A 26,794-nucleotide genomic window follows, 5' to 3' on the forward strand; every position below is an offset into this window, starting at 1 on the left:
AGGCGAGCCCTGCGGCGACGACGCGAAACAGCCGGCGGGCCGCCAGGCGCGCCGGTGACGGACCAACAGGAACGCCCCGCGCCGCCGGCGTGGCGCATTAACCAAGTCTTGGGGCTGGCGGCGCACACTCCGTTCGCGACCCGCCCCGGCTGAAAACGACCTGACACGCGACCGCCTCGCCGCGCCCGATCCGCCCCCGATCCGCCCCTGCGCGAGCGCGGTCGATTCACGAGATTGTTCTGGAGACCCGGATGCTGAAGCGGTATTTTCCGATCCTCGACTGGGGATCCCGATACGACCGGGACACCGCGACCCGCGATCTGGTCGCGGCGGTGATCGTCACCATCATGCTGATCCCGCAATCGCTGGCCTATGCGCTGCTCGCCGGGCTGCCGCCGGAGGTCGGGCTTTACGCCTCGATCGCGCCGCTGGTGCTTTACGGGATCTTCGGCACCTCGCGCGCGCTGGCCGTCGGGCCGGTGGCGGTGGTGTCGCTGATGACCGCCGCCGCGGCGGGCGAGGTCGCGGCGCAAGGCGCCCCGGAATACTACGCCGCGGCGATCGCGCTGGCGCTGCTCTCGGGGCTGATGCTCACCGCCATGGGGTTGCTGAAGCTGGGGTTTCTGGCGAATTTCCTGTCGCATCCGGTGATCTCGGGCTTCATCACCGCCTCGGGCATCATCATCGCCACCAGCCAGCTCAAGCATATTTTCGGGGTCAAGGCGTCCGGGCACAACCTGCTGGAGCTGCTGACCAGCCTCGCGGCGCGGATCGGCGACATCAACCCGTTCACGCTGGTGATCGGCGTCAGCGCCACGGCCTTCCTGTTCTGGTCGCGCAAATCGCTGAAATCCCTGTTGCTGGCCAAGGGCGTGAAGCCGATGCCGGCCGACATCCTGGCCAAGGCCGGGCCGGTGGGCGCGGTGGCGGCGACGACGCTGGTCACATGGGCGTTCGGGCTCGCCGATCGCGGGGTCGCCATCGTCGGCGCCATCCCGCCGGGCCTGCCGCCGATCGCCGTCCCGAGCTTCGATCTGGAGCTGTGGAGCTCGATCGCCGTCTCCGCCCTGCTGATCTCGGTGGTCGGATTCGTGGAATCGGTCTCGGTGGCCCAGACGCTGGCCGCCAAGCGCCGCCAGCGGATTTCCCCCGATCAGGAACTGATCGGCCTCGGCGCCTCCAACATCGGCTCGGCGCTCACCGGCGGCTTTCCGGTGACCGGCGGGTTCTCTCGTTCGGTGGTGAACTTCGATGCCGGCGCCGAGACCCCGGCGGCGGGCATCTTCACCGCCGTGGGCATCGGGCTGGCGACGCTGGCGCTGACGCCGCTGCTGTTCTTCCTGCCCAAGGCGACGCTGGCCGCCACGATCATCGTCGCGGTGCTGAGCCTGGTCAATCTGGGCGCGCTGAAGACCACGTGGATCTATTCCAAGGCGGATTTCGCCGCTCAGGCGGCGACCATCCTGCTGACCCTGGCCATGGGGGTCGAGGCCGGGATCCTCGCCGGGGTCGGCCTGTCGGTCTTCCTGCAGTTCCACCGCACCTCGCGCCCGCATTACGCCATTGTCGGGCAGGTGCCGGGCACCGAGCATTTCCGCAACGTCAAGCGCCACGACGTGGTCACCACGCCGGAAATCCTGTCGATCCGCATCGACGAGGCGCTGTATTTCCCCAACGCCCGGTTTCTGGAGGACACGCTGTCGGACAAGGTCGCCGAGGACCCGGCGATTCGCCACGTGATCCTGGTCTGCCCGGCGGTGAATTTCATCGACGCCTCGGCGCTGGAAAGCCTGGAGGCGATCAACCACCGCCTGCGCGACAGCGGCGTGACCCTGCATCTGTCCGAGGTCAAGGGCCCGGTGATGGACCGCCTGCGCCGGGTGCATTTCCTCGACGAGCTGAGCGGCGAGGTCTATCTCACCCAGTACGACGCCTTCCACGCGCTGGCCCCGGAAATCGCCGAAGCGGCGCTCAACGCCAAGCGCGCGCCGCTGGCGCAAACCGGGTGAGCGCGCGGCCCCTCGCGGCCCCTGAAGCATTCCGCGGAAAACGCCGGAATCGTTTTGCGAAACGCGGCGGCAGGTCTAGTCTTGTCCGGTAATGCGGGCAGAGGGGACCAATTATGGCCAGCAATGCAGGCGATCCGCCAGATTTCGACGACCGGCGCCAGAGGCGCGATTTCAAACCGGGATTTGACGGCCCGGGGGCGCGGCCCGGCGGGCCGGGCGGCGATCGGCGGGGGAGCGATTGTCCGGGCGGCGACTGGTCCGGCGGCGGTTGGCCGGGGGGCGGTTGGTCCGGCGGCGGTTGGCCGGGGGGCGGTTGGCCGGGGGGCGATTGGTCCGGCGTCGAGGGCGCCGGCCCGGACGCCCCCGGACCCGGCGACATCGAAGACCTCATCCGGCTCTACCTGAACGCCTTGCGCCTGATGATCGAGGCCCTGCCCCCCGCCGCCAGCCAGGCCTTCGACGGCCCGCGCATGGGCAGCGACCGCGAAATCCTGATGCTGCTGGCGCGCGCGCAGTCGGTCTGGCTGACCAGCGGCCTGCGCTACTGGAAACAGATGGCGGAAATCTTCGCGTCCCAGGGCATCGGCCTCGCCGACCTGGTGCGCCCGACCCCGGAGGCGGCGGACGACGCCGCCCCCGGCGGCCAGACCGACGCCCGCACCCTGCGCCGGCTGATCCTGCTGGACAAGGCCCGGGCCTGCCTGCGCGAGGTCGCCGACGCCTCCATGAGCGAGGCCGAGGCGCTGCGCGCCCAGCTGATGCAGATCGAGGCGGAGCTGCGCGCCTCGCAATCCGGCGATCTGGATCCGGCGCCGCAGGGCAAGCGCAACGTCCGGGCGAAACCATGAACAACGACCACGCCGCCGATCGCGCGGACTGGATCATCCCCGAACTGGGCTTCGAATCGGAAACCCACCGCCTGCAACAGGCCATCGGCGACTGGATGGCCGGGGCGTCGGACGAAATGACCGAGGCGCTGGAATGGCAATTCCTCAGCGGCTCCAAATATTTCCGCCCGCTGACCCTGTTCAGCTGCGCGCGCGCCATGGGGGCGGGCGCAGTGAGCGACGCGACCATCCGCTCGGCGGTGGCGCTGGAGCTGTTCCACAACATGACGCTGGTGGTGGACGATATTCTCGACCGTTCCGACGAACGCCGGGGCAAGGCGACCCTGCACACGCGCTTTGGCGAATTGAAGGCGCTGATGGTCTCGGGCTATCTGGTGGCCGAAGCCTACCGACTGCTCGCCGACGACCCGGACGGCGTGCGGCTGGTCTCGGAACTGATGACCCGGCTCGGGGTGGCGGAATGCGCGCAATGGCGCCTGCGCCGCCAGGCGCTCGGGGTCGAGGACTGGCGCATGCTGGCCCAGGAGGACACCGGGTCCATGTTCGAGGCGGCGGCCTGTCTCGGCGATCGCAGCGACCGGCTGCGCCGTTACGGGCGTCAGCTCGGCATTCTCTACCACGCCTGCGACGACGTCAGCGACGTGCGCGGCGCCGAGGCGCTGGGCGAGGGCGGCGACGAGGACATCCGCGACGGCATCCTGACCCTGCCCGCCGCCATCGCCATTCGCGATCCGCGGGTGGCGGCGATGCATCGCGACCCCAACCCCGACAATTACCACCTGCTGTCCGAGGCGTTCCGCGCCGCCCTGCCCGAGGCCGAGGCGGAGCTGGATTCCATCGCCGCCGCGGCCATCGCCGAGGCCGAGCGCCACGCCGCCGCGCCCGAACCGCTGATCGCGCTGGTCACCCGCACCCGCAAGCTCGGCGCCGCCGCCTGACGCCGGCGCGCAAATCGGACCCCCGCGCCGGCGCCGCGCACAGGGCGCAGGGCGGATCCCGATCCGCCCTCGGGCCGGGGGCGGCGTCAGCCGATCTCGGCCAGCAGCGCCGCCGCGCGTTTCAGGTCGCGGGTGTCGCGGCCCTCGGCGAACCAGCCATGCAGCGGCGCCAGCGTCGCGCGCGCCGCGTCGCGCGCGCCGCGGCGCATCAGCAGCCCGGCAAGCCCGGTGGCGGCGCGCAATTCCCAGGACCGGGCGCCCTGGGCGCGCGCCGCGGCGACGCCGTCGCGCCACGCCGCCTCCGCCGTCGCGTCGTCGCCCGCCGCCTCGGCGACCTGGGCGCGGGCGATGCGGATATCCGTCGCCTGCCACAGCTCGCCCGAGCTTTCGACCAGCGCCTCCAGCCCGTCCAGCGCCGCCGCCGCCGCGGCGCCTTCGCCGCGCCTGGCGAGGTTCACCGCCTGCATGGCGCGGAAATGCGGTTCGTGATAGCGCACGCCCACCGCGCCGCAGGCGGCCAGCGAGGCCTCGATGATCGCCGCGGCGGCGGTCCGGTCGCCCTGGTCCGCCAGCGCGCGGGCCTTCCAGAACAGGCTGTAGCCGCTGGCGAATTCATAGCCCAGCGCTGCGGCGTAGTCGGTGGCTTCGGTGGCGATGGCCAGCACGTCCTCGGTGCGCCCCAGCAGATCCGCCACCCGGCAGACGCCGTTCACCTGGGCGTAGAGCTTGTTGTAGGGGTCCTGGAGCATGTCGGCGTAGTCGAGCGCCGCCTGCGCGCGGCGCGCCGCCTGATCGGGATAGCCCAGCGACCACAGCGCGGCGGCGTGAAAGCTGCGCCCGATGACGATGGGGTCGCCGGGCGAGCGGCGCGGCCCGTCGGGATCCATGGGATGCGCCGCGAGACAGGTTTCCATGCGCGCGCCCCAGTCGATCGCGGCGGCGAATTCGCCGCGGTTGAAGCAGGACCAGATCAGCGTCGAAGCGGCGTAGATCATGTGCAGCGGATCGTCCTGGGCCAGATCCGCCAGTTTTGATATCTCCTCGTGGCCGGCGCCGGCATCCCCTTTCATGGCCAGGAGCGTGCCATAGCCCTGCAGGAACGGCGCCAGGATGTCGGGATCGGTGACATTGGCGCACAGCTCGCCGGCGCGCACGAAGGCGGCCTCGGCCTCGGGCGCGCCGTAGCTGACCCCGGCGAACTGCACGATGCCGAGGGTCAGCTGCAATTGCAGCTCCACCTCGTCGCGCCGGCGCGCGTCGGCGATGGCGGCGGCCTGCGCCAGCCCGGCATGCAGATGCGCCTGCGCCTCCTTCACCGCGCCGCGATGCCAGGCGATCTGGCCGGCGAGCAGCCATTGCGGCGCCGCGCGGTCCGCCGCGCCCGCGCCGTCGAAATGCCGGGCGACGAATTCCGGCGCCTGGGCGGCGCGCTCGGGGAATTCGGATTCCAGCGTCTCGGCGATGCGCAGATGCAGCAACCGCCGGTTGCGATGCAGCAGCGAAGCGTAGGCGGCGTCGCGGATCAGCGCGTGGCGAAACACCCAGCGGCCGTTTTCCGCAGCGGGATAGATCAGGTCGGCCTTGGCGAGATGGATCAGCGCGTCATGCAGTTCCCCCGTCGGCTGGCCCGACACCGCGAGCAGCAGGCCCTCGTCGAATTCCCGGCCGATCACCGCGCCGATCTGGGCGATGCGGCGCGGCGAGGACAGGCGGTCGAGCCGCGCCATCAGCGTGTCGAGCAGGGTCGCGGGCACGTCGTGTTCGTCATCCTCGGCGACGACGTTTTCCTTGCGCGCCTCCATCACCGACTTGGTCAGCTCCTCGATGAACAGCGGCACGCCGTCGGCGCGATCGGCAAGCTTGGCGCGCATGTCCGCCGGCAGCGGATCATCGCCGCTTACATGGCTGATGATCCCCTGCACCGCCGCGGCGTCGAGCCGTTCTATCCGGCAGATGTCCACGCCCGGCCGGTTGGCCCAGAGCGGCTGGAATTCCGGGCGGAAGGTCTCCACCAGCAGCACCCGGTGTTCGTGGGCGATCTCGGCGACGGCGCCGAGCACCTCCAGCGTCGTCGGGTCGGCCCAGTGCAGGTCCTCGAACACCATCAGCACCGGCTGGCGCCGGGCGCTGGCGATCAGCCGCGAGATCAGCGCCGCGGTCAGGCGGCGGCGCTGCAGGCCCACCGAGATCTGCAGCGGCGCAAACCGGTCCAGCGGCAGCCCCAGCATGGCGGCGATCAGCGTCAGGGCCTCGCCCCGGTCCCCGTCCTCGTCCTCGTCCTCGTCCTCGTCGTAGCCCAGCACCCGGATCAGCTTGTCCAGCCGGTCCTGCGGCCCGTCCCCGGGCAGAAACCCGGCGGTGTGCTCCAGCATTCGGCGGATCGGATGCAGCGCGGTGTTGGCGAAATAGGGCGAGCACTGGAACTGCACCAGCGTGCGCTCGCCGTCCCTGGTGCGCAGGATCAGCTCGCGCAGCAGGCGGCTCTTGCCCAGCCCCGCGTCGCCATGGATCATGAACACCCCGCCCGATCCGTCCTGCGCCGCCCGCCAGCGCGCGGTCAGACGGTCGAGTTCGTCGCCGCGCCCCATCAGCGGCATCAGCGGCCCGGCCGCCCGGCGCGCCTCGAATCGCACGCCGATGTCGCTGTCGCCCAGCACCCGCCAGGCCACCACCGGCGCGCCAAAGCCCTTCAACGCCTGCGGATCCAGCCGGCTCATGCGAAAACTGCGGCCCAGCAGGGCGCGGGTGGCGGCGCTGACCACCATCGTGTTGGGGGCCGCCGCGGTCTGCAGGCGCGCCGCCAGGTTGGGGATTTCGCCGGACACCACCGCGCCCTCGTCCAGCCCCTTGCCGACGATGTCGCCCACCACCACCAGCCCGGTGGCGAGACCGACGCGCACCTGCAGGCGTTCGCCGGGATAGGGGCGCTGCGCGGCCACCGATTCGATCAGCGCCAGCCCCATGTTGACGGCGCGCTCGGCGGCGTCCTCCTGAGCCAGCGGGTAGCCGAAATAGACCAGCGCCCCGTCGCCGAGGAACTGCGCCACATGCCCCCCCGCCCGGGTGGCGGCGTCGGAGACCAGTTCGTGATAGAGCCGGATCAGGTCGCGGAAATCCTCGGGGTCGAGCCGGGTCGACAGCGCCGTCGATTCAACAAGATCGCAGAACATGATGGTGAGCTGGCGGCGCTCGGCCTCCTGCGCGCGGCGCGTGGCGCGCGCGGTGTCGCGCCACAGGTCCAGCATCGCGCCGCCGCCGCCAAGGCCGCCGGCGTGCAACGCGCCGTTCGTCGCGCCGTCGCGCGGCGTCGGCCCGCCCCGGGTCGGGATCGGCATGCCGCCCGGGCCCGGGGCGATTTGCGGCCCGTCCGGCCCGCGCCGCTTTGCGCCGCCGCTCTGGAAGCCGCCGTCGCGCAGCGCACGTCGCGCAGCGCCCTGCCCGGCGCCTGCCGCATGGTCCGCGCCCGGCCCCGCGCCGGACTGATTCAAATCGTCGCCAATGCCCCCGGCCCCCTCGGCCCAGCCGCTGAAACGCCCGCCCGCCTGCGCATCCAGGCGCGCCCGTTTCTGGGCCGCGCCCATGGCCTCGATGGCCCGCAGGATGCGCAGGCGGTGGCCCAGCGCCGCGACGCCGATCGATTCCAGCATGGAATTGTCGAGCTGCGGCAGGATGTCGATGTCGATGGCCTGGGTCTCGAAGATGTCGATGTATTGCGCCAGATCCAGTTCGGTCAGCCAGATGCGTATGCTTGACATCAACCGCCGCCCCCCCCGCCGCCGGTCCCCGACGCCTTGCGGCGACCGTCGGGATCGTAATCCCAATACAGCGGCCCGAGGCCCTTCACCGGATCCGACCAGCGCGAGGCCGGCATCATGTTCCAGAACAGCGAGCCCAGATAGTCCGGCAGATCCGGCGCCCGCCCGGGCAGCTGCGCCAGGAACGGCCGCCAGTCCGTCGCCTTGCCGCCCGAGGCCGCGTTGGCGTCGGACCACAGCTTGGCGTTCGCCGCCGCCGGCGCCCAGGCCGCGCGCAGGGTCTTGTACATGCTCTGGGGGAAGGCCTCGGGGATGCGGGTCGTCACCTCGGGCTCGTCGGGCGTGCGGCGCGCGCGAATCGCCTCCGCGGTCTCCAGCCCGCTGACCACCGCCCCCTCGATGGTGGCCACGTCGACGAAATTCTTGAGGAAGGTCCCCGACAGCCAGAGGTTCTCCAGCCCCGTGACCACCTCCGGGCGATGCTTCCAGCTGCCCACCAGATTGGCGAACAGCGCCTCGCCGGTGTTGGTCTCGAAGGCCGAGCGCCGCAGGTCCACGTCATCCATGTCAAAGGGCATCTTCTTGCGAAACGCGCGCATCACGTAATCGATGGCGGTCCTGGGATGATCCAGATCCAGCGTCAGATCGCCATTGGCGTCGCGCGCCTCCTCGGGCAGGCCCAGCAGCGGGATCACGTCCGACACGGTGACATACAGGAACGTCGCATCCTGATCGGGCCAGAGCTGCGAGTAATCCAGATAGGTCATGGAATAGGGCGCGTCGGTGAGAATGGTGACGTCGTTGGACAGCCCCTCATGCCTGGTCTTGAAATACAGCTCCATGGTGCCCATGGGCTCGGCCTGCAGGTAGCGCACCTCTCCCAGCCGCGGATCGGCGTTGTAAAGCGCCCCCCTGACCAGTCTGGCGAGCCCGCCGGGGGTCAGCGCCAGGATCACGTCCTGATCGGCGACATTGACGATCCTCGGCTTGCCCACCGGTTTCCAGTCGTCATGGTGGATCGAGGGCGAGCGGTTCGGGGTGACGAATTCCAGCTTGTCGATGCGCGCGCCGTCGGCGCTCGGGATCACCCTGCGCAGATGCTTCAGCTTGTGCAGCCTGAAACGGTCGCCGTGGGATTCGAGCTTTTCCAGCCAGGGCTTCATCAGCGCGTCGTATTTGTTGCCGGCGAGCAGCCACAGCTCGGGCACCGACACCCGGTTGGCATACAGGATGAAGGTGCGGTAGCTGCGCATCGAGGCCTGGGAGCTGGAAATCGCCCAGACCGTCTGCCAGGTGCTGCGATGCAGCTCGGCGGCGGTTTCGGTCATGTAGGGCCGCGAGCGCAGGAACCCGTTCACCGAGTATTCGTCGAGCAGCCCGTCCTCGGGCGGCGGCTCCGCCAGCATGTCGATCATCGAATACATGAACACGAACAGGTCCGGCGGCGGCGCCGCGCCCGAGGCGAGGTTGCGCAGCATGTCCTGCGGGCCGCCGGGATTGAACAGCGCCGGCAGCGGCCGCTTGCCGTCGCCCCTGAGAAACCGGAACGAATCGCGCGGGGTGAAATTGCCCTTGATCCCGATCTCCTCGGCGATCTTCCAGAAGTTGTAATACCAGTTCGGGAACATGTGGTAGGAATGCTCGCGCATCGTGCCGGTGACCGCGTCCTTGCGCGCGCCGAGCATGCCGCCGATGAAGTCGTCCTGCTCATACATCGTTACGCTGTAGCCGCGCTCCAGCAGCCTCAGCGCCGCGGTCATGCCGGCCACGCCGGTTCCGACGATGGTCACTTTCTTCACGGCAACTCTCCTCCCGAGCGACCAGAGGCGCCGCCCCCATTCGGCAATATGTCCCGCATCGAACCCGACCGGCGACGCCGGGGCAATTTATCCCGACGCGCATTCATCGCGACTCCTGAACAGAATATCACCCTTTTCGCGCTTGCGGGGCAGGAGTTTAACCCTGGCGGCCCGATTGCGCGCCCGGCGACGGGGCTTGCGGCGGGGCTTGCGGCGGGGCTTGCGGCGGGGCTTGCGGCGGGGCTTGCGGCGGGGCGGCGTTCGGGTTCATCTGGCGCGCGGCCTGCGCCGCGCGACAGGGGCCTATCGCGGGAACGGCGATGCGACATCGGAACGAACGCGATCGGAACGACCGCGCGCGCGGCGCGGATCTGCGGCTGGGGCTGATCGGCGACAACATCGCCGCGTCGAGCGCCCCGCGCCTGCACCGGCTGGCGGGGGCGCGGGCCGGGCTCGACATCCGCTACGACCGGCTGGTTCCCGCCGCGCTGGGGCTCGATTTCGACGCCCTGCTCGCGCGCTGCGCCGCCGAGGGCCGGCGCGGCGTCAACGTCACCTACCCCTACAAGGAGCGCGCCGCCGCAAGCAGCCGCCCCGCCGATCCGACGGTCGCCGCCATGGGCGCGGTGAACACGGTGATTTTCGCGCCCCCGGGCGCGTCCGACCCGCGCCCCACGGGCCACAACACCGATTGCAGCGGCTTCGTCGCCGCCTGGCGCGCGGCCATGACGCCCGCCCCCTGCGACGACGCGTCGCCGCCGCCCGGCCCCGGCGTCGTCTGCCTGATCGGCGCCGGCGGCGTGGGGCGGGCGGCGGCCTTCGGGCTGGCCGAACTGGGCGCCGCCGGGCTGCGGATCTGCGACCGCGACCCGGCGAAGGCGGCGGCGCTGGCCGGGGCGCTCGCCGTCTGGGCGCCCGGGCTGGCGGTCACGCGCGTCGCCACGGCCGAGGCCGCCGCCGAGGGCGCCCATGGCGTGGTCAACTGCACGCCGACGGGCATGGTCGGCCATCCCGGCGCGCCGATTCGCGCCGCGGCGCTGCAGGGCGCGCGATGGGCCTTCGACGCGGTCTACACGCCGCTGGAGACCGATTTCCTCGCCGCGGCGAAAACGCAGGGGCTGCGCGTGATTTCGGGTTACGAGCTGTTTTTCCATCAGGGGCTGCATGCGTTCCGGCTGTTCACCGGGCGCCGCGCCGACCCGGCCGCCCTGCGCGCCGATCTGGCCGCGCCGCCGGCCTGCGATGATCGCGACGCTTGACGCGCTGACGCGCAATTGGGAGTCTCGGCGCCAAGCAGACCGGCCCCGGCGACGCCCGCCCCCGCGGGCGCGCCCGGCGAAATCGGCAGGACCCGCAGCCTTGACAACCGCCAGATCGACATATCGCGACCGCGCCCGGCGCAAGGGGCGGACATGACCGCCCCCCCCATGGCGGATGGCAAGGCACCGCCCGCGCCGGATGACCCCCTGGCGTTGCTGATCGCCGATCTTTTCGCCGAGACGCTGGCGCTCGATGCGGTGGCCGAGGATGACAATTTCTTCGTCATCGGCGGCGACAGCCTGTCCGCGGCGACGGTCATCGCCGGCCTCGGGGCGATACTGGGGCGCGAATTCGCCGCCGGGGCGCTGTTCGACGCGCCCACGCCGCTGGAGCTGTCGGACGCCCTGCGCGCCGCCACCCCCGATCTGGACCTGAGCGCGCTGAACGCGGCGCTGGCGGAGCTGGAGGCCGAGGCCGCGGCGCCGGCCGGGGCCGCCCCGCCCGGACCTGACGGCGCGCGCTGATGGCCCGCCCCCCCCCCGGGCGCGGCGGCCTGCTGGGGCGTCTGCGCGCCGCCGCCAGGCCGGCCGCGCCGCCGCCGATCCGCCCGCGCCCCGCCGCCGATCGCGAACGCCTGCCGGCCACCGCCGCGCAGCAGCGGTTCTGGCTGCTGCATCAGGTCGGCGGCGCCGCCGCCTACAACGTGCCCCACGCCTGGCGGCTCGACGGCGATCTGGACGCCGAGGCCCTGGCGCGGGCGGTCGCGGCGCTGGCCCCGCGCCACGCCGCCTATCGCACCGGCTTTGACGAGGTCGCCGGCGCCCTGACCCAGACCATCTACGCCCCCGGCGCGATCCGCCTGACGCTGGAACGGCGCGACGTTGCGGCCGCGCCCGATCCCGAGGCCGCCGCCCTCGCCCTTGCCGAGGATCTGAGCCGCGAGGATTTCATCCTGTCGCGCCCGCCGCTGGCGCGCCTGCGGCTCATCCGCCTCGCCGACACGGCGCATCTGCTGGCGTTGAGCCAGCATCACATCATCTGCGACGGCTGGTCGCTGCGCATCCTGATGCGCGACCTGTCGGCGCTCTACGCCGCGCAAACGGCCGGGGCGGCGGACGCGGCGCGGCGCCCGGCGCCCCCGCCGCCGCGCGCGGACACCGGGGACGCGGCGATCTGGGCGCGCAGCCGGCGCGACGGCGCGGCGAGGGCGCGCGACACGGCCCATTGGCGGGACAAGCTCGCCAATCTGCCGCCGCCCTGCATCCCGCCGGACGCCCCCGGCGGCGTGCGCCGCCACGCCGGCGCCCGGGTGGAAATGCCGCTGGATCCGGCGCTGGGCGCAAGGCTGCGGGACATGGCGACGCGCGAGGGGCGCACCGAGCCCGCCCTGCTGCTCGCCGCGACGCTGGCCATGCTGCATCGCCAGGGCGGCGCCACGGAAATCGCCGTGGCGCTGCCCGTGGCCGGGCGCGACGGGTTCGACGGCGCGGCGGCGGACATCATCGGCGCCTTCGTCAACACCGTGGTGCTGCGCGTCGACCTGTCCGGCGCCCCGAGCTTTCGCACGCTGACGGCCCGGGTCTCGGCGGCGGTCGCCGAGGCGCTGGCGCATCAATCCCTGCCCTTCGAGGAGGCCGCCGCCGCCGCCGCGCAGACCGGCGGCGTCGCGGGGGCGGAGCTGATCTCGCTGGCCTTCACCCATTTCCCCGACCCCCTGATCCCCGAATTCGCCGGCGTCGCGGCGCGGGCGCTGCACCTGCGCGGCGCGACGGCGCGCTTCGCGCTGACCTTCGGCTTTGACACCGGCCCGGACGGGCTGCGCGGCTATCTGGAATACGATTCCGGGGTTTTCACCGACGCGCTGGCGACCCGGCTGGCGGCGCGTTGGCGGGCGGTGCTGGACGCGGCGATCGCCGATCCCGGGCGGGCGATCTCGACCCTGCCGGCGATGACGCCGGCGGAGCTGGCGCGGGAAAGGACGCTGGGCGCCTGCGCGCCGCCGCCGCGTCACGCGCCGGCCTTCCCGCCGGGCCGGGCCATCGACGCCCCCGGCGAGGACATCGCGGTGATCGGCCCCGACGCGACCCTGACCCGCGCGGCGCTTGACGCCGCCGCCGAGCGCGTCGCCGCTGCGATCCGCGCGGCGCTGCCTCGCGATTCAGGGCCCGAACCCGTCATCGCCCTGCGGCTCGGCCGGCGCGCCGCCCTGCCCGCCGTGTTGACCGGCGCGCTGCGCGCCGGCGCGGCGTTCATGTCGATCGACCCCGGAACCCCGCCCGCCCGCGCCGCGCATATGCTGCGCGACAGCGGCGCGCGGCTGATGATCGCCGACGCGCCCGACGGCGGCGCGCCGGGCGGACCGCCGGTCCTGGATCTGGCGACGATCCTCGCCGCGCCCATCCCATCCGCGCCCATCCCATCCGCGCAGCGCCCGCCGTCCAGCCGCGCGGCGCCCGACGCCCTCGCCTACGTGATCTACACCTCGGGCTCCACCGGCGCGCCGAAAGGCGTCGCCGTGGAGCGCCGCGCCATGGCCGCGCTGTTCGCCGCCATGGCCGAGGCCATGCCCGCGCCCCCGGGCGCGACCTGGCTGGCGCTGGCCCCCAGCGGCTTTGACATCGCGCTTTGGGAACTCCTCGGCCCGCTGGCCTCGGGCGCAAGACTGGTGATCGCCTCGGGATCCCAGACCCGCGACCCCGAGGCGCTGATCGGGCTGATCAGGCGCCACCGGGTCACCGATCTTCACGCCACGCCCACGACGCTGCGGATGCTGCTGGACGCCGGGTTGCCGCGGGGGCTGCGCATCGTCTCCACCGGCGAGGCCCTGCCCGGCCCCCTGGCGGCGCGGCTGCTGGCGCGCGCGACGCGGCTGGTCAATCTCTACGGCCCCACCGAGGCGACGATCTGGGCCACGCGCCAGGTCATGGACTCCGCCGCGGCGCGCCACGCCATCGCCCCCATCGGCGCGCCGCTGCCGGGGTATGGCGCGCGTATTCTCGGCCCCGACCTGCAACCGGTTCCGCCGGGGATGATCGGCGAACTGGCGCTGGGCGGCCCTGGGCTGGCGCGGGGCTATCTCAACCTGCCGGAACGCACCGCGCAAAGCTTCGTCGCCGAGCCCGGGACCGGCGCGCGCCTGTATCTCACCGGCGATCTGGCCCGCCGGCTGCCCGACGGGACCATCGCCTTTCTCGGCCGCCGCGACCGGCAGGTGAAGCTGCGCGGCAACCGCATCGAGATCGGCGAGATCGAGCGCGCGCTGGAATGCTGCGCCGGCGTCGCGCAGGCCGCCGCGGCGCTGATCGACATCGCCGGCGATCCGGCGCTGGCCGCCGCGATCCGCCCCGCCGGCGCCGCCCCGGACCCCGAATCGCTGCGCGCGGCGCTTGCCGAACGCCTGCCCGGCTACATGATCCCGCAGCGCATCGTTTTCGTCGGCGATTTCCCGCGCACCGCCGCGGACAAGACCGATCTGAAGGCGCTGTTCGCCGCGCCGCACGGGCCGTCGGGCGGTTTTCCGGGCGGCGGGGGCCTGGGATCGACGGATCCGCTGCCCGGCGACGCGCCCTTCGTCGAGATCTGGGCCTCGCTGACCGGCGCGCCGCCGCGCTCGCGCCATTCGAGCTTCCTGACCTCCGGCGGCTCCTCGATCATGGTGCTGCGGCTGATGGCGGAGCTGGAGCGCCGCTTCGGGCGCCGCCCGGCGCTGTCCGAATTCTTCGACGACCCGACCATCGCCGGGTTGGCGCGCATGATGGCCGGCGCCACGGCGCGCGCGATCTCCGGGGCCCCCGCCGGCGCCGCGCCGGCGGCAAGCCCCCGCGGCCCCGGCGTGGACATCGCCACGCTGCAGCCGGGCGCGGCGGGGCGCGCGCCGCTGGTGCTGGCGCCGAATGTGGATGGCAACGGCAGCTACGCCTACAATCTGCTGCCCGGGCTGCCCGAGGACCTGCCGGTCTGGGAATTGCGCGCCCGAAGCGACGGACCGGGACCGGCGCTGGTGTCGCCCGGCGATCTGGCGGCGGCCTGCGCGGCGACGCTGATCCGCGAATTGGCGCGCCGGCGCGGCGCGGCCGGCGGCCCGCAGGCGCATCTCGCCGGGTTTTCCTACGCGGCGCGGGTCGCCTGGGACATGGGACCGCCGCTGGCCGCGCGGGGCGTGCGGCTGGGCGTGCTGGGGATCCTCGACATATTCGCCCTGCCCTCGGCCATGGACCCGGCGGCGCGCCCGCCCGCGACCGCCGAATCCCTGCACGACCAGCGCCTGCGGCGGCGCGAGATGCAGTCGGACGCCGCCTGGCCCGGCGATCTGGCCTTCGTGCAGATGGACGCCTGCGCCGAACGCGGTTTCGTCGCGCCCGACGGCGGCTGGCGGGATCTCGCCGACGGGCGGTTTTGCGTGACCCGCCTGCGCGGCGAGCATGTGGACCTGGTCAGCGAGCCGGCGCTTGCCCGCGCCGCCGCCGCCGCGCTGGCCCGGGCCATCGCCGCATGCGAATCCAGCCCCGCGCCGGTCGGCCGGCCCGACCTGGCCCGGCGCGGCTTTCAGTTCGCGGCTTTCGCGGCGCTGGCCCGGGGCGGGCGCGAAGCCCTGCTGGATCACTATCTCGCGGCGCTGGCGGGCGGCGCCCCATGGGCGCCCGGCCCGCCGCCGGCCTGGGTCGTGCAACAGGCGGTGACGCTCGCCACCCGCCTTGGCGCCGCCGATCGGTTGCGGGCGGCGTCGGCGACGCTGAGCGCCGCGGGCGGGAATGCGGGGCTGAGCGCCGCAGGCGGGAATGCGGGGCTGAGCGCCGCGGGCGGGGATGCGGGGCTGGCCGCCGCGGGCGGGGATGCGGGGCTGTCATTCGCCCTGTCGCGCCTGCATCTGACCGCGCGGCGCGGCGGCCCGGCGCTGAAAGCCGCACGGCGCGCCGTGGCGCTGGCCCCCGATGCGCCGGTGGCGCGCCTGCATCTGGCCCGTGTCCTGCGCCGCCGAAAACGGCATGACGACGCCATCGCCGCCGCGCGCGAGGCGCTGGCGCTGCGGCCATGGGCGCCGCGCAACGTGCGGCAGGTCGCCGAATTTCTGCTGAATGCCGGGCAGGCGCATGACGCGGCGCCGCTGGCGCGCTGGCTTGCCCAAGCCCATGGCGAGGCGGCGGACATGCAGGCGCTGCTGGCCCGTTGCCTGAAGGCGACCGGCGCGCATCCGGACCCGAGCCAGAGCCCGCCGCGCCCGGTGGCGCACCCCGGGTCGGCGCCCGACGCGCGCCCGAACCAGGACGCTGACGCGGCCGAGGCGGCGCACCGCCCCGTCACTGACGGTGCGAACCAGTGACCGGTGCGCCGCCCGCCTGGCGCGAGGTTCGGCCCCCGGATCCGCCGGGCGCGCCGCCGGGGCTCATGCTGCGTCTCGCACGCCTCGGCGGCGCGGAGACCGCCATGGACCCGGCCGAACGCCAGTCCATGCGGCGCGCGGCGCGCCGGGCGTTCCAGCGCCATGCGCTGGAACGCGCCGGCCATGACGGCCCGGTGCGCGCGGATGCCCGGGGCAAGCCTTTCGCCAGCGCCGCCGATGGCGCCCCCCGCGATGATCTGGCGTTCAGCGCCTCGGGATCCGGGGATTGGGCGCTGGTGGCGATACGCCGCAGGGACGCCTCGCACCCATCCTGCGCCGTGGGGGCGGACATCGAATCCCTCGCCCCGTCGCGCCTGGCGCGGCTGTTCCCGCGCGGCGCGCAGGACGCGGTCGCCACCGCCGCCCTGCTGCATCCCGACGAACGCGACGCCGTGCGCGCGGCGCGCGATCCGCTGCGCCGGTTCCTTGAAATCTGGGTGCGCAAGGAGGCGGTGGCGAAACTGCGCGGCTGCGGCCTCGACGACGATTTCGCCGCCTTCGACGCCCGCGCCCCCGCCGATTGCCGCGTCTGCGCGTTTCAGCGCCCCGGCGCCTGGCTCGGCGCCGTGGCGCTGCCCCTGCACGGGAGGCCCCGCCCATGAGCGACAGCTACGACGCCGCAACGCGCTCGCGCGTCATGGCGCGGGTGAAGGGGCGGGACACCGGGCCGGAAATGACCCTGCGCCGGGCGCTGCATCGGCGCGGCCTGCGCTATCGCCTGCACGGGGCGAGCCGCGGCGCCAGCCTGCCCGGCAAGCCGGATCTGGTTTTCGCCCGCCGCAAGGCGGCGGTGTTCGTGCATGGCTGTTTCTGGCACCGGCATCCGGGCTGCAAATCCGCCTCGACCCCGGCGACGCGGCTTGACTACTGGGGGCCGAAATTCGCCCGCACCGTGGCGCGGGACGCCGAGGCCGCGCGCCGCCTGCTGCAAGCAGGCTGGCGCGTCGCGGTGATCTGGGAATGCGCGCTGAAGAAAGGCGGCGCAGTTGACACGGCGAAGGCGGTGGCCGCGTGGCTCGACGGGCGGGAGGATTGGCTCGAGATCCCGGGCCCGGCAGGCGCCGTCCGGACAAGACCCGCGCCAGACAGCGCCCCCTGATCACACGGCCAGACGCGGCGTCACGCCAATGGGCGCGGCGGACCATTCCCTCCGGACGTCCGACGCGACGCTCCATGGCCGGACCGTCAGCCCGGCCCCGCCCGGGCGCCAGCTTCGGCGCGCTGCGCCAGCCGGCCGGATCGAGGCTGAGGACCGCGCGGGCGCCGCCATCGACCGCCGCGCCCCGGCGGCGGCGCAGGAGGCCCCGAAGCGGCGGGCCGTCAGGATCGTCTCTCGATCCCGCCGCGGCGCCCCTCGCGAAGCGCCCCGCCGGTTGGCGTCAGACCGGTTCGATGCGCTCGAACCCCGATGCTGCGAAGCAGCGAGGGCTCGCTGAAATCCTGACATGTCCACGGGTCGGGCTCTGCCAGTTCAGGCAAGAAAGGGCATTGGGGGACAAAGGGCATTGGAGGATTCCGGCGCGCCCTCGCGGCTGCGCCGCATCGGGTTCGGGCGGGGTCGGGACTGAAGGATGGATCCCGACCCCGCGCTTGGGGGTCAATCGGCGTCGCCGTAGCTCTCCAGCGGCGGGCAGGTGCAGACCAGATGGCGATCGCCCCAGGCGTTGTCCACGCGGTTCACCGGGGTCCAGTACTTGTCCACCCGGAAGGCGCCCGGCGGGTAGCAGGCCTGTTCGCGCGTGTAGGGGCGGTCCCAGTCGCCCACCAGATCCTCCACCGTGTGCGGGGCGTTCTTCAGCGGGTTGTTCGCGGCGTCGATGCGACCTTCCTCGATGTCGCGGGCTTCCTCGCGGATCGCCAGCATGGCGTTGCAGAAACGGTCGATCTCGGCGCGGGTTTCGGATTCGGTGGGCTCCACCATCAGCGTGCCGGGCACCGGCCAGCTCATGGTCGGGGCGTGGAATCCGCAATCCATCAGCCGCTTGGCGATGTCGTCCACGGTGACCCCGGCGCTGTCCGCCAGCGGGCGGGTGTCGAGGATGCATTCATGGGCCACATGCCCGCCCGGCCCCTTGAACAGCACGTCATAGGCGCCTTCGAGCCGCTTGGCGATGTAGTTGGCGTTGAGAATCGCCACCCTGGTCGCCTGGGTCAGCCCGGCCCCGCTCATCATCAGGCAATAGGCCCAGGAGATCGGCAGGATCGAGGGCGAGCCCCAGGGCGCCGCGGACACCGGGCCCTCCTGCCCGCCGGTCGCCGGGTGCCCCGGCAGATAGGGCGCCAGATGCGCCTTCACGCCGATCGGCCCCATGCCCGGGCCGCCGCCGCCATGGGGGATGCAGAAGGTCTTGTGCAGGTTCAGGTGGCTGACGTCGCCGCCGATCCTGCCGGGTTGGGCCACCCCGACCATGGCGTTGAGATTGGCGCCGTCGATATAGACCTGCCCGCCATGGTCGTGGGTGATCTCGCAGATCTCGCGCACCGTGGTTTCGAACACGCCGTGGGTCGAGGGATAGGTGATCATGCAGGCGGCGAGGCTTTCGGAATGCTTTTCCGCCTTGGCGCGGAAATCGGCGACGTCGATGTCGCCGTTCCCGGCGGATTTCACCACCACCACCTTCATGCCCGCCATCTGCGCCGAGGCCGGGTTGGTGCCGTGCGCGGACACCGGGATCAGGCAGATGTCGCGATGGCCCTCGCCGCGGGCGCGATGCCAGGCGCGGATGGTCAGCAGCCCGGCGTATTCGCCCTGCGCGCCGGAATTGGGCTGCATGGACATGGCGTCATAGCCGGTGATGGCGCAGAGCTTGTCCGACAGGTCGGCGACCAGATGCGCGTAGCCCCGCATCTGGTCGGCGGGGGCGAACGGGTGCAGCGAGGAAAATTCCGGCCAGGTGATCGGGATCATCTGCGCCGTGGCGTTGAGCTTCATGGTGCAGGAGCCCAGCGGGATCATCGCCCGGTCCAGCGCCAGATCGCGATCGGCGAGCCGGCGCATGTAGCGCACCATCTCGGTTTCCGCCCGGTTCATGTGGAACACCGGATGGGCGAGGTAGTCGGTGCCGCGCAGCATGGCGTCGGGCAGGCGGTAGTCGGGGGTCAGGTCGTCATCGTGGAACTCGCCGCCAAAGGCGGCCCAGACCGCCTCCATGGTCGCCGGGCGGGTGAGCTCGTCGAGGCTGACGCCGATGCGCGTGGCCCCGATCTTGCGCAGGTTCACGCCATTGGCGACGGCGGCGTTGAGGATCACCCCCTGCACCGCGCCGACCTCGACGGTGATGGTGTCGAAGAACGCCGCCGGTTCGACCGTGAAGCCGAGTTTTTCAAGCCCCTTGGCGAGACGCACGGTCTTGCGGTGGATGCGCTGGGCGATGGCCTTGATGCCCTCGGGGCCGTGGAACACCGCATACATCGAGGCCATGACCGCCAGCAGCGCCTGCGCGGTGCAGACATTCGAGGTCGCCTTCTCGCGCCGGATATGCTGTTCGCGGGTCTGCAGCGACAGCCGATAGGCGCGATTGCCGCGCGCGTCGATCGACACCCCGACCAGCCGCCCGGGCATGGCGCGCTTGTAGGCGTCCTTCACCGCCATGTAGGCGGCGTGCGGGCCGCCGCAGCCCATGGGCACGCCGAAACGCTGGGTCGAGCCGATCGCCACGTCCGCCCCCATCTCGCCCGGCGATTTCAGCAGCGCCAGCGCCAGGATGTCGGCGGCCATCACCGCCAGCGCCTTCTGGGCGTGCAACGCCGCGATCAGCGGCGAAAAGTCATGCACATGGCCGTAGGTGCCCGGATACTGGAAGATCGCCCCGAACACCGCCGCCGGGTCGAGATCGGCGAAGGGGTCGCCGACGATGACCTCGATGCCCAGCGGCGCGGCGCGGGTCTCGATCACCGCGATGGTCTGAGGGTGGCAGTCGGCGTCCACGAAAAACGCCCCGGCCCTGGATTTCGACGCCCGATGCGCCAGCGCCATGGCCTCGGCCGCCGCCGTGGCCTCGTCCAGCAGCGAGGCGTTGGCCACATCGAGCCCGGTGAAATCGGTCACCATGGTCTGGAAATTCAGCAGCGCCTCAAGCCGGCCCTGGCTGATTTCCGGCTGATACGGCGTGTAGGCGGTGTACCAGGCCGGGTTCTCCAGGATGTTGCGCTGGATCGCCGGCGGCGTGACGGTGCCGTAATAGCCCTGCCCGATCAGCGACACCAGCGGCGTGTTCATGTTCGCGACTTCGCGCATGTGGAACAGCACCTCGCGCTCGGACATGGGGCGGCCCCAGTCGAGCGGTTCGCCCTGACGGATGTCGGCGGGCGCCGTGTCGTCGATCAGCGCGTCGAGGCTTTCGGCCCCGATCACCTCCAGCATGCCGGCGATTTCCTCGGGCGAGGGGCCGATATGGCGGCGATTGGCGAAATCGTAGGGAAGGTAGTCGGTGAAGGCGAACTTGGTCTCGGTGTTCATGCGCGGGGTCTCCTCAACCGATGCTTGCCTTGTAGGCGGCCGCGTCCATCATCTCGTCCAGCGCCGCCGGGTCGGCGATCTTCATCTTGAAGAACCAGCCCGCGCCCATGGGGTCCTCGTTGACCAGGGCCGGGTTCTCGACGATGGCCTCGTTGACCTCGGTGATCACGCCGTCCAGCGGCGCGGCGATGTCCGAGGCGGCCTTGACCGATTCGATGGTCACCACGTCGTCGCCGGACTCGACCTCGGCGCCGGTCTCGGGCAGCTCCACGAACACCAGATCGCCGAGCTGTTCGGCGGCGTGGGCGGTGATGCCGATCGTGACGGTGTCGCCGTCAAGCTTCAGCCATTCGTGATCTTCGGTGAATTTGGTCATGGGAAGCTCCTCAGCGCTTGTAGGTCTGGGTGGTGAAGGGAAGCGAGGCGACGCTGGCAGGCAAGCGCTTGCCGCGCACTTCGGCGTGAACGGGCGTGTCGAGCGCCGCCATCTCGGTGGGCAGATAGCCCATGGAGACCGGGCCGCCGACGCTGGGTCCGAAGCCGCCGGAGGTGATGACCCCCACCGGTTCGCCGCCCTCGGCCCGCGCGAACAGCTTCGTGCCGGCGCGCATGGGGGCGCGGCCCGCCGAGGCGATGCCGACGCGCCGCCGCGCCGGGCCGGTTTCCAGCTGTTCGAGGATCACGGAGGCGCCGGGAAAGCCGCCCTCGCGCGCCCCGCCCCGGCGGCGGGATTTCTGGATCGCCCAGTTGAGCGAGGCCTCGATCGGCGTGGTGGTCGCGTCGATGTCGTTGCCATAGAGGCAGAGCCCGGATTCAAGCCGCAGGCTGTCGCGCGCCCCGAGCCCGACGGGCAGCACGCTGTCCTGCGCCAGCAGCGCCTCGGCGATTTTCACGGCGTCGCCCGCGGGGATGGAGATTTCAAACCCGTCCTCGCCGGTGTAGCCCGATCGGGTGACGTAACAGAGCGCGCCCATGATCGTCGCTTCATGGGCGTCCATGAATTTCATGCCCGCCACATCGGCGCCGATCGCGGTCATCGCGGATTCGGCGGCGGGGCCCTGCAGGGCCAGCAGGGCGCGATCCGCCAGCGCCTCGATCTCGCAGGCGTCGGCGAGATGCGCGCGCAGATGCGCGATGTCGGCGGTCTTGCAGGCGGCGTTGACCACCAGCCCCAGCCGGTCGCCCATGTTGGCGACCATCAGATCATCCTCGATGCCGCCCGCATCGTTGGTGAACAGCGCATAGCGCTGGCGCCCGGGCTTCAGCGCCAGAATGTCGGCGGGGACCAGGGTTTCCAGCGCCAGCGCCGCGTCGGCGAGGTCGCCGGATCGGGCGCGCAGGGTCACCTGCCCCATATGGCTGACATCGAACAGGCCGGCGGCGGCGCGGGTGTGCAGATGTTCCTTCAGCACGCCGGGCTTGTATTGCACCGGCAGCGCATAGCCGGCGAAGCCGACCATCTTGCCGCCAAGCGCCAGATGCAGGTCGTGGAGCGGGGTGTGCAGCAGGTCGTCGGAATCCTGGGCCATCTTGGCGCCTCCCGGTATGTCCCGCCGGGCGGCCGCATTGGCGCGCATGGGTCCGGCGTCGATGAGCGCGCGCGGCGGACGCCACGCGTTTCGACGCCCCCTCTGTCCTTTCGCCTGAGATCGCTATCCCTTCGGCGGGCGCGCCAGCGCCTCTCTCCAGAGTCTGCCCAGTATGGTCCTGGTCTGGCCTCGCCGGTCCTTTGGCCTGAGAGTTTCCGGGGCGGTTGCTCCTTCGGCGCCGGACGCTTGCGCATCCGGTCTCTCCCAGCGGGTCGCCCGACCATATGGCGGGCGGTCGCGCCGGACAAGCCTGAAGGCGCGCCCGCCTCCAACAAAAGTCGCAGACCGGGACTTGCGCCGCGCGCGACTTTCGGCCCGATCGTCAACGCCCGCCTTCGGGATTCTGAAAGTCCAGAGGCGCAACCGCGTCACCGGCATGCCCGCCGCCCCTCTTTGATTTCTTTACTTTAATGAAATTACAATATATTTTTAAGTATGCAGAATTAAATTGTGGAGGACCTATTCATGAAAGCTGGAAAGTTTATTTACGCAACTGTCTTGGCGCTCGCCTGCTTCGGCGCAGCCGCGCCATACGCGCTATCCGGCCAAATTGACTACAATCCCAGGAAGTACAAAGGGCATGGCATTGCCAGATATGAGGGATTCTTTCCTGATTATTGCTATTACTTGCATGGACTGACCACAATCACGAGCTGCGATCTGACTGGCGTCACCGGGGTGAATGTTGCTCCGGATCCCATAGATTATGAATTGGTATTCAAATATAAAGCTCGCGCAGACGATTCTTTTGAAGAATATCCTTGGGTAGACACCCAATATGTCGGAGAAGTAACCATTTTTGACAAACGCAGGAAAAAGGTGATTTACAGGGGCATGCTGGGCGTCCAGTCAAATGGCGCCGATACGGACTTCTTGCCCAGATCCGCCCAGAAATGCGGCTTGCTGCTTGGGGATTGCGCCGGGACGGATTATGGATCTTATCCCTACGAGATAAATCGGGACGACTATCTGGAATTCCGACGTGACATCGGGTCGGAGGGTCCTCCATATTTCCCGCCCCTATCCTCATTTCTCATATCCGAATCGGTCTACTTCATCAACGTCGAAACTCGGGAATCCATTTCACTCTTCATGGCGTCCAGACCCGAACTGGTCTCTGGAAATTTTGCCGTGGTCCCGTTGCCGAATTCAGGAATTTTCCTGCTGACGCCGTTGATTGCCGTCATTCTTGGCGGCGCGAGGCGGCGATCGGCCCGAACCATCCCCAACCAAGGCCGCGCAATCGCCTGAACGCTGGGCCGGCGGGGTCAGGCCATGCGGATCGTGCTGACATCCGTCCAGTCGCCGTCTCCGCCGTTCGCGCGGCAGGACAGCGCGCATGCGCCCCCGTCTTCGCTGACGACGCGGTAATCGAAATCCGCCCCGACGCCGTGCTGGGCGCGCAGGCGGGTTTCCGCCCCGGGGGCGTTCAGGGCGGCGCGGAAGGTCGCGATCTGCCGGGGCCAGTGGAACCTGGGTTCCAGTTTCCATCCGCCCGTGGGATTGGTCTCGCTGTCCTGGGCCGCCGGATGGGCGAGCGCGCCGAACAGCAGAATCAGCGCTGGCGGCCCCTGCAGATACTCGATGGCCCTGGCGATCAGGGCGTCGACGGCGGCGCCGGGCGTGGCGATGGTCAGATGCATGCCCGCCAGGCGCCCCGCCGCCGTCGCGGCGGCGACGCCGGTGCAGGTGCTGATGCCGGGAAAAATCAGTTCATCCGCATCCCAGCCAACGTAATCTTCGCGAATCTGGTCGCCGAAGCCCGGGGTGAATCGGGCGTTTTGCGTTGAGTATCGCGCGACGATCGGCATCGTGTCCTCCTTTGGCGACAGCTTTCCGGATATCCACCAATACGCGACTCTCGCCAAAATTTCCTTCACAATCCGGACCGCCGCCCGACGCCGCTAGGGCCGCAGCCCCGCCACGGCCGCGCGCTGCGCCACCAGCGCCTGCACGATGTCGATGCTCGGCGTGGCGATGCCGGTCAGGCGGCCCAGTTCCTGCACCGCGCTCACCAGCGCGTCGATTTCCATGGGGCGCCCGGCCTCCAGATCCTGCAGCATCGAGGTGCGATGCGCGCCCACCGCCGCGCCGCCGTCGATGCGCCGCTCGACGCCGACGGGAAACTTCACGCCCAGCGTCTCGCCGATGGCCTGCGCCTCGACCATCATCGCCCGCGCCACCGCCCGCGTGCCGGGATCGGTGCAGAGCACGTCCAGCGTCGCGTGGGTCAATGCGCTGATCGGGTTGAACGAAAGATTGCCCCACAGCTTCAGCCAGATCTCGTCGCGGATGCGCGGGCGCACCGGCGCCTTCAGCCCCGCCGCGACCAGGGCGCGCGACAGCGCCAGCGCGCGATCCGATCTTTCGCCCGAGGGTTCGCCCAGGCTGAACCGGTTGCCCTCGATCAGCTTCACCAGCCCCGGTTCGACCACCTCCGCCGCCGGGTAGACCACGCAGCCGAGCGCCCGTTCGGGGCCGATGCCGTCCCATTGGACCCCGCCCGGATCCACCGCCGCGATGCGGGTGTCCTGCAAGGGCCCCTCGAAGCGATGAAAATACCACCAGGGCACGCCGTTCACCCCCATCACCACCGTGGTGTCGGGGCCGAGCAACGGCTGCATGGCCCCGACCACGCCGGGCACGGAATGCGCCTTCAGGGTGATGATGACGTAATCCTGCACCCCCAGCGCCGCCGGGTCGTCGGAGGCGCGCACTTCGTGGGCGGTCTGCGCGCCGTTCTCGATCAGCCGCAGCCCGTTCGCCTGCATCGCCGCCAGATGCGGCCCGCGCGCCACCAGGCTGACCTCGGCGCCGGTCGCGTCCCGCGCGCCGGCCAGCTTGGCGCCCAGAAAGCCGCCGATCGCCCCGGCCCCGAAAATGCAGATTTTCATTCTTTCGCAATCCTTTCCGCGACCTGACCCGGCTCAGCCCAGGCCGAGCTTTTCCGCCAGCCCGATGCGCTGCAGCTTGCCAGTGGCGCCCTTGGGGATCTCGTCGAGCAGCTTTATCACCCGCGGGCATTTGAAATCCGCCAGCCGGGCGCGGGCGAAATCGCGAATTTCGCGATCGGTCGCCGCGGCGCCCTCGCGCAGCACCACCGCGGCGCCGACGTCTTCGCCCAGCGTGCGGTGCGGGATGGCGAAGGTCACCACCTGCGCCACCGCCGGGTGGTCCATCAGCACCTCGTCCACCTCCAGCGGGCTGATCTTTTCGCCGCCGCGATTGATGATCTCCTTCAGCCGCCCGGTCAGCCGCAGGTAGCCCTCGTCGTCAAAGGCGCCCTGATCGCCGGTGCGAAACCAGCGCCGCCCGTCGATCTCGAAGAAATTCTTGGCGTTGGCCTCTGGGTTGGCCTCGTAGCCGGGGGTGACGTTGGGGCCGGAGATCACCACCTCGCCGGTCTCGCCCGCGGGCAGCAGCCGGTCCTCGGTTTCACTGGCGGTGGTCACCAGCGGCCCGGCGGCGACGCCCACCGACCCGGGCTTTCGCGGCCGCGGCGGCAGGGGGTTGGAGCACATCTGATGCGCCGCCTCGGTCATGCCGTAGCTTTCGATCACCGGGGCGCCGAACGCCTGCTCCACCGCCAGCATCACCTGCGGCGGCAGCGAGGCCGAGGAGGAGCGGATGAAGCGCAGCCGCTTGCGCGCCCGTTCGGTGATCTCGGCGTTGCGCGGGGCGCGCGGCAGCAGCGCCTGATGCATGGTCGGCACGGCGGTGAACCATGTGGGCGCGGCGACGTCGAGCCAGCGGAAGAAGCGCAAGCCGTCAAAGCCCGGCGCGCACCAGATCGAGCCGCCCGCCGCCAGCGACGACAGCGTCGCCGCCACCAGCCCGTGGATATGGAACAGCGGCATGACGTTGAGGCAGCGATCCTCCGGCCCAAGATCCAGCGCGGCGCCGATATGCGCGGCCGAGGCGCAGAGATTGGCCTGCGTCAGCGGCACGATCTTGGGGCGCGACGTGGTCCCCGAGGTGTGCAGCACCAGCGCGATGTCGTCAGGCCCCGGCGGGGTCGCGTCGGCTTGCGATTCGGCGCCCCCGAACGGCCCGCCCTCGGCGCGCAGGGAAAAATCCCCGGCGCCGCCGCCCGGGGTCAGGCGCAGCACGCCGACGCCGCGCGCCCGCGCCGCCGCCAGCGCCGGGCCGTCGTAATCCGCCATGACGATCAGCGCCCTGGCGTTGAGGTCGGACAGATAGAAATCGAATTCCTCGCCCCGGTAGCCGGGGTTGAGCGGCGCCGTGGTCGCGCATTGGGCGACGGCGAGGAAGGCCGCCGCCATCTCCGGCCCGTTGGGCAGCACGATCGCCACCCGGTCGCCGCGCCCGATGCCGGCGGCGGCGAGCGCGCCCCGGATGCGCGCGGTCAGATCGCGCAGCGCCCCGTGGCTGAGCCAGTCGCGATCGGGCGCGCCGATCGCCGGCGATTCGGCGGGATGGGCGGCAAGAACCGCCGAAACGGTTCGCCCGGCGACGGGGTGATGGGTCTGCGCCAATTCGCTGGTCTCCAAGATTGCTGCGCGCCTCCGGTCCCGGCAGGCGGTCCCGACGACGCCCCTTGTCGCCCCCGCCCGCGCCGCGCGGGGGCGGGGGGCCGGACAAGACGCGGCGCCCGGACGCCAGGCGGTCGGGACGGATGGCGCAGCCTAGTCCAATTGCCCCAAGCGGTGGAAGCGCCTTGATTTTCACCTGTCGGAATTGGGTTTTTCCTGATTCTGGGTCCTGTCGCGCCGCGAATGCCCCATAGGCGCGAATGC

17 protein-coding genes and 2 riboswitches are annotated in these 26,794 nt (G+C 71.3%); of the genes, 9 read left to right on the forward strand and 8 right to left on the reverse strand.

Annotation, left to right across the window (positions count from 1 at the left end):
• Positions 1–251 precede the first annotated feature (251 nt).
• The 3 genes from AC1HC7_RS10400 to AC1HC7_RS10410 all read left to right on the forward strand — a co-directional run bounded on the left by AC1HC7_RS10400 (position 252) and on the right by AC1HC7_RS10410 (position 3,795).
• Positions 252–2,009: a SulP family inorganic anion transporter gene (locus AC1HC7_RS10400; protein ID WP_479496805.1), complete on the forward strand. Its 1,758-nt coding sequence runs from the start codon at positions 252–254 to the stop codon at positions 2,007–2,009.
• Positions 2,010–2,122: 113 nt separating this feature from the next.
• Complete coding sequence (locus tag AC1HC7_RS10405; RefSeq protein ID WP_479496804.1) at positions 2,123–2,857, forward strand: hypothetical protein; 735 nt, start codon at positions 2,123–2,125, stop codon at positions 2,855–2,857.
• A complete protein-coding gene (locus tag AC1HC7_RS10410) occupies positions 2,854–3,795 on the forward strand; it encodes a polyprenyl synthetase family protein (RefSeq protein WP_479496803.1) in 942 nt (313 codons plus the stop codon). The genes AC1HC7_RS10405 and AC1HC7_RS10410 overlap by 4 nt, the downstream gene beginning before the upstream one ends.
• An 86-nt stretch (positions 3,796–3,881) precedes the next feature.
• Here the strand turns inward: AC1HC7_RS10410 and AC1HC7_RS10415 are convergent, their stop codons facing one another.
• A complete protein-coding gene (locus AC1HC7_RS10415) occupies positions 3,882–7,550 on the reverse strand; it encodes an AAA family ATPase (RefSeq protein WP_479498994.1) in 3,669 nt (1,222 codons plus the stop codon).
• Complete coding sequence (locus AC1HC7_RS10420) at positions 7,550–9,349, reverse strand: FAD-dependent oxidoreductase (protein WP_479496801.1); 1,800 nt, start codon at positions 9,347–9,349, stop codon at positions 7,550–7,552. The genes AC1HC7_RS10415 and AC1HC7_RS10420 overlap by 1 nt, the downstream gene beginning before the upstream one ends.
• A 320-nt stretch (positions 9,350–9,669) precedes the next feature.
• On the opposite strand from AC1HC7_RS10420, the gene AC1HC7_RS10425 reads away from it, so the two are divergent.
• The 5 genes from AC1HC7_RS10425 to AC1HC7_RS10445 all read left to right on the forward strand — a co-directional run bounded on the left by AC1HC7_RS10425 (position 9,670) and on the right by AC1HC7_RS10445 (position 17,088).
• Positions 9,670–10,608 carry a shikimate dehydrogenase family protein gene (locus AC1HC7_RS10425; protein WP_479496800.1) on the forward strand — a complete coding sequence of 313 codons (939 nt, stop codon included), beginning with the start codon at positions 9,670–9,672 and terminating at the stop codon, positions 10,606–10,608.
• Positions 10,609–10,761: 153 nt separating this feature from the next.
• Complete coding sequence (locus AC1HC7_RS10430) at positions 10,762–11,133, forward strand: phosphopantetheine-binding protein (protein WP_479498995.1); 372 nt, start codon at positions 10,762–10,764, stop codon at positions 11,131–11,133.
• On the forward strand, positions 11,133–15,929 hold the full coding sequence (locus AC1HC7_RS10435) for an amino acid adenylation domain-containing protein (RefSeq protein ID WP_479498996.1): 4,797 nt from the start codon (positions 11,133–11,135) through the stop codon (positions 15,927–15,929). The genes AC1HC7_RS10430 and AC1HC7_RS10435 overlap by 1 nt, the downstream gene beginning before the upstream one ends.
• A gap of 65 nt (positions 15,930–15,994) precedes the next feature.
• The gene (locus AC1HC7_RS10440) at positions 15,995–16,591 is read left to right on the forward strand and encodes a 4'-phosphopantetheinyl transferase family protein (protein ID WP_479496797.1); all 597 of its coding nucleotides are present in this window, start codon (positions 15,995–15,997) and stop codon (positions 16,589–16,591) included.
• Positions 16,588–17,088 (forward strand): very short patch repair endonuclease, encoded by a 501-nt coding sequence (locus AC1HC7_RS10445; protein WP_479496796.1) that lies wholly within the window; start codon positions 16,588–16,590, stop codon positions 17,086–17,088. The genes AC1HC7_RS10440 and AC1HC7_RS10445 overlap by 4 nt, the downstream gene beginning before the upstream one ends.
• A gap of 498 nt (positions 17,089–17,586) precedes the next feature.
• On the opposite strand, the gene gcvP is transcribed toward AC1HC7_RS10445, so the two are convergent.
• Genes gcvP through gcvT form a run of 3 tightly spaced genes read right to left on the reverse strand, consistent with a single transcriptional unit; the run spans position 17,587 to position 21,977 of the window.
• Positions 17,587–20,448 (reverse strand): aminomethyl-transferring glycine dehydrogenase, encoded by a 2,862-nt coding sequence (gene gcvP, locus AC1HC7_RS10450; RefSeq protein WP_479496795.1) that lies wholly within the window; start codon positions 20,446–20,448, stop codon positions 17,587–17,589.
• Between the two features lie 13 nt (positions 20,449–20,461).
• Positions 20,462–20,824 carry a glycine cleavage system protein GcvH gene (gene gcvH / locus AC1HC7_RS10455; protein ID WP_479496794.1) on the reverse strand — a complete coding sequence of 121 codons (363 nt, stop codon included), beginning with the start codon at positions 20,822–20,824 and terminating at the stop codon, positions 20,462–20,464.
• Positions 20,825–20,834: 10 nt separating this feature from the next.
• Complete coding sequence (gcvT, locus tag AC1HC7_RS10460) at positions 20,835–21,977, reverse strand: glycine cleavage system aminomethyltransferase GcvT (RefSeq protein ID WP_479496793.1); 1,143 nt, start codon at positions 21,975–21,977, stop codon at positions 20,835–20,837.
• A gap of 92 nt (positions 21,978–22,069) precedes the next feature.
• Positions 22,070–22,147, reverse strand: a riboswitch (glycine riboswitch).
• A 13-nt stretch (positions 22,148–22,160) separates the two neighbouring features.
• Positions 22,161–22,254, reverse strand: a riboswitch (glycine riboswitch).
• A 248-nt stretch (positions 22,255–22,502) separates the two neighbouring features.
• On the opposite strand from gcvT, the gene AC1HC7_RS10465 reads away from it, so the two are divergent.
• Positions 22,503–23,288: a hypothetical protein gene (locus tag AC1HC7_RS10465; RefSeq protein WP_479498997.1), complete on the forward strand. Its 786-nt coding sequence runs from the start codon at positions 22,503–22,505 to the stop codon at positions 23,286–23,288.
• Positions 23,289–23,305: 17 nt separating this feature from the next.
• Here AC1HC7_RS10465 and AC1HC7_RS10470 read toward each other — a convergent pair whose 3' ends face one another.
• The 3 genes from AC1HC7_RS10470 to AC1HC7_RS10480 all read right to left on the reverse strand — a co-directional run bounded on the left by AC1HC7_RS10470 (position 23,306) and on the right by AC1HC7_RS10480 (position 26,548).
• Positions 23,306–23,848, reverse strand: a complete 543-nt coding sequence (locus tag AC1HC7_RS10470) for a hypothetical protein (protein WP_479496791.1) — start codon at positions 23,846–23,848, stop codon at positions 23,306–23,308.
• Between the two features lie 93 nt (positions 23,849–23,941).
• Positions 23,942–24,931 (reverse strand): 2-dehydropantoate 2-reductase, encoded by a 990-nt coding sequence (locus AC1HC7_RS10475; RefSeq protein ID WP_479496790.1) that lies wholly within the window; start codon positions 24,929–24,931, stop codon positions 23,942–23,944.
• 33 nt (positions 24,932–24,964) lie between these two features.
• A complete protein-coding gene (locus tag AC1HC7_RS10480; RefSeq protein WP_479498998.1) occupies positions 24,965–26,548 on the reverse strand; it encodes an acyl--CoA ligase in 1,584 nt (527 codons plus the stop codon).
• Positions 26,549–26,794: the final 246 nt, after the last annotated feature.

The organism is Oceanicella sp. (genome assembly GCF_056449545.1).

Coding starts and splice junctions, on each gene's coding strand:
- AC1HC7_RS10400 (WP_479496805.1), top strand. CDS start 252: ATGCTGAAGCGGTATTTTCCGATCCTCGACTGGGGATCCCGATACGAC.
- AC1HC7_RS10405 (WP_479496804.1), top strand. CDS start 2,123: ATGGCCAGCAATGCAGGCGATCCGCCAGATTTCGACGACCGGCGCCAG.
- AC1HC7_RS10410 (WP_479496803.1), top strand. CDS start 2,854: ATGAACAACGACCACGCCGCCGATCGCGCGGACTGGATCATCCCCGAA.
- AC1HC7_RS10415 (WP_479498994.1), bottom strand. CDS start 7,550: ATGTCAAGCATACGCATCTGGCTGACCGAACTGGATCTGGCGCAATAC.
- AC1HC7_RS10425 (WP_479496800.1), top strand. CDS start 9,670: ATGCGACATCGGAACGAACGCGATCGGAACGACCGCGCGCGCGGCGCG.
- AC1HC7_RS10430 (WP_479498995.1), top strand. CDS start 10,762: ATGACCGCCCCCCCCATGGCGGATGGCAAGGCACCGCCCGCGCCGGAT.
- AC1HC7_RS10435 (WP_479498996.1), top strand. CDS start 11,133: ATGGCCCGCCCCCCCCCCGGGCGCGGCGGCCTGCTGGGGCGTCTGCGC.
- AC1HC7_RS10440 (WP_479496797.1), top strand. CDS start 15,995: ATGCTGCGTCTCGCACGCCTCGGCGGCGCGGAGACCGCCATGGACCCG.
- AC1HC7_RS10445 (WP_479496796.1), top strand. CDS start 16,588: ATGAGCGACAGCTACGACGCCGCAACGCGCTCGCGCGTCATGGCGCGG.
- gcvP (WP_479496795.1), bottom strand. CDS start 20,448: ATGAACACCGAGACCAAGTTCGCCTTCACCGACTACCTTCCCTACGAT.
- gcvH (WP_479496794.1), bottom strand. CDS start 20,824: ATGACCAAATTCACCGAAGATCACGAATGGCTGAAGCTTGACGGCGAC.
- gcvT (WP_479496793.1), bottom strand. CDS start 21,977: ATGGCCCAGGATTCCGACGACCTGCTGCACACCCCGCTCCACGACCTG.
- AC1HC7_RS10465 (WP_479498997.1), top strand. CDS start 22,503: ATGAAAGCTGGAAAGTTTATTTACGCAACTGTCTTGGCGCTCGCCTGC.
- AC1HC7_RS10470 (WP_479496791.1), bottom strand. CDS start 23,848: ATGCCGATCGTCGCGCGATACTCAACGCAAAACGCCCGATTCACCCCG.
- AC1HC7_RS10475 (WP_479496790.1), bottom strand. CDS start 24,931: ATGAAAATCTGCATTTTCGGGGCCGGGGCGATCGGCGGCTTTCTGGGC.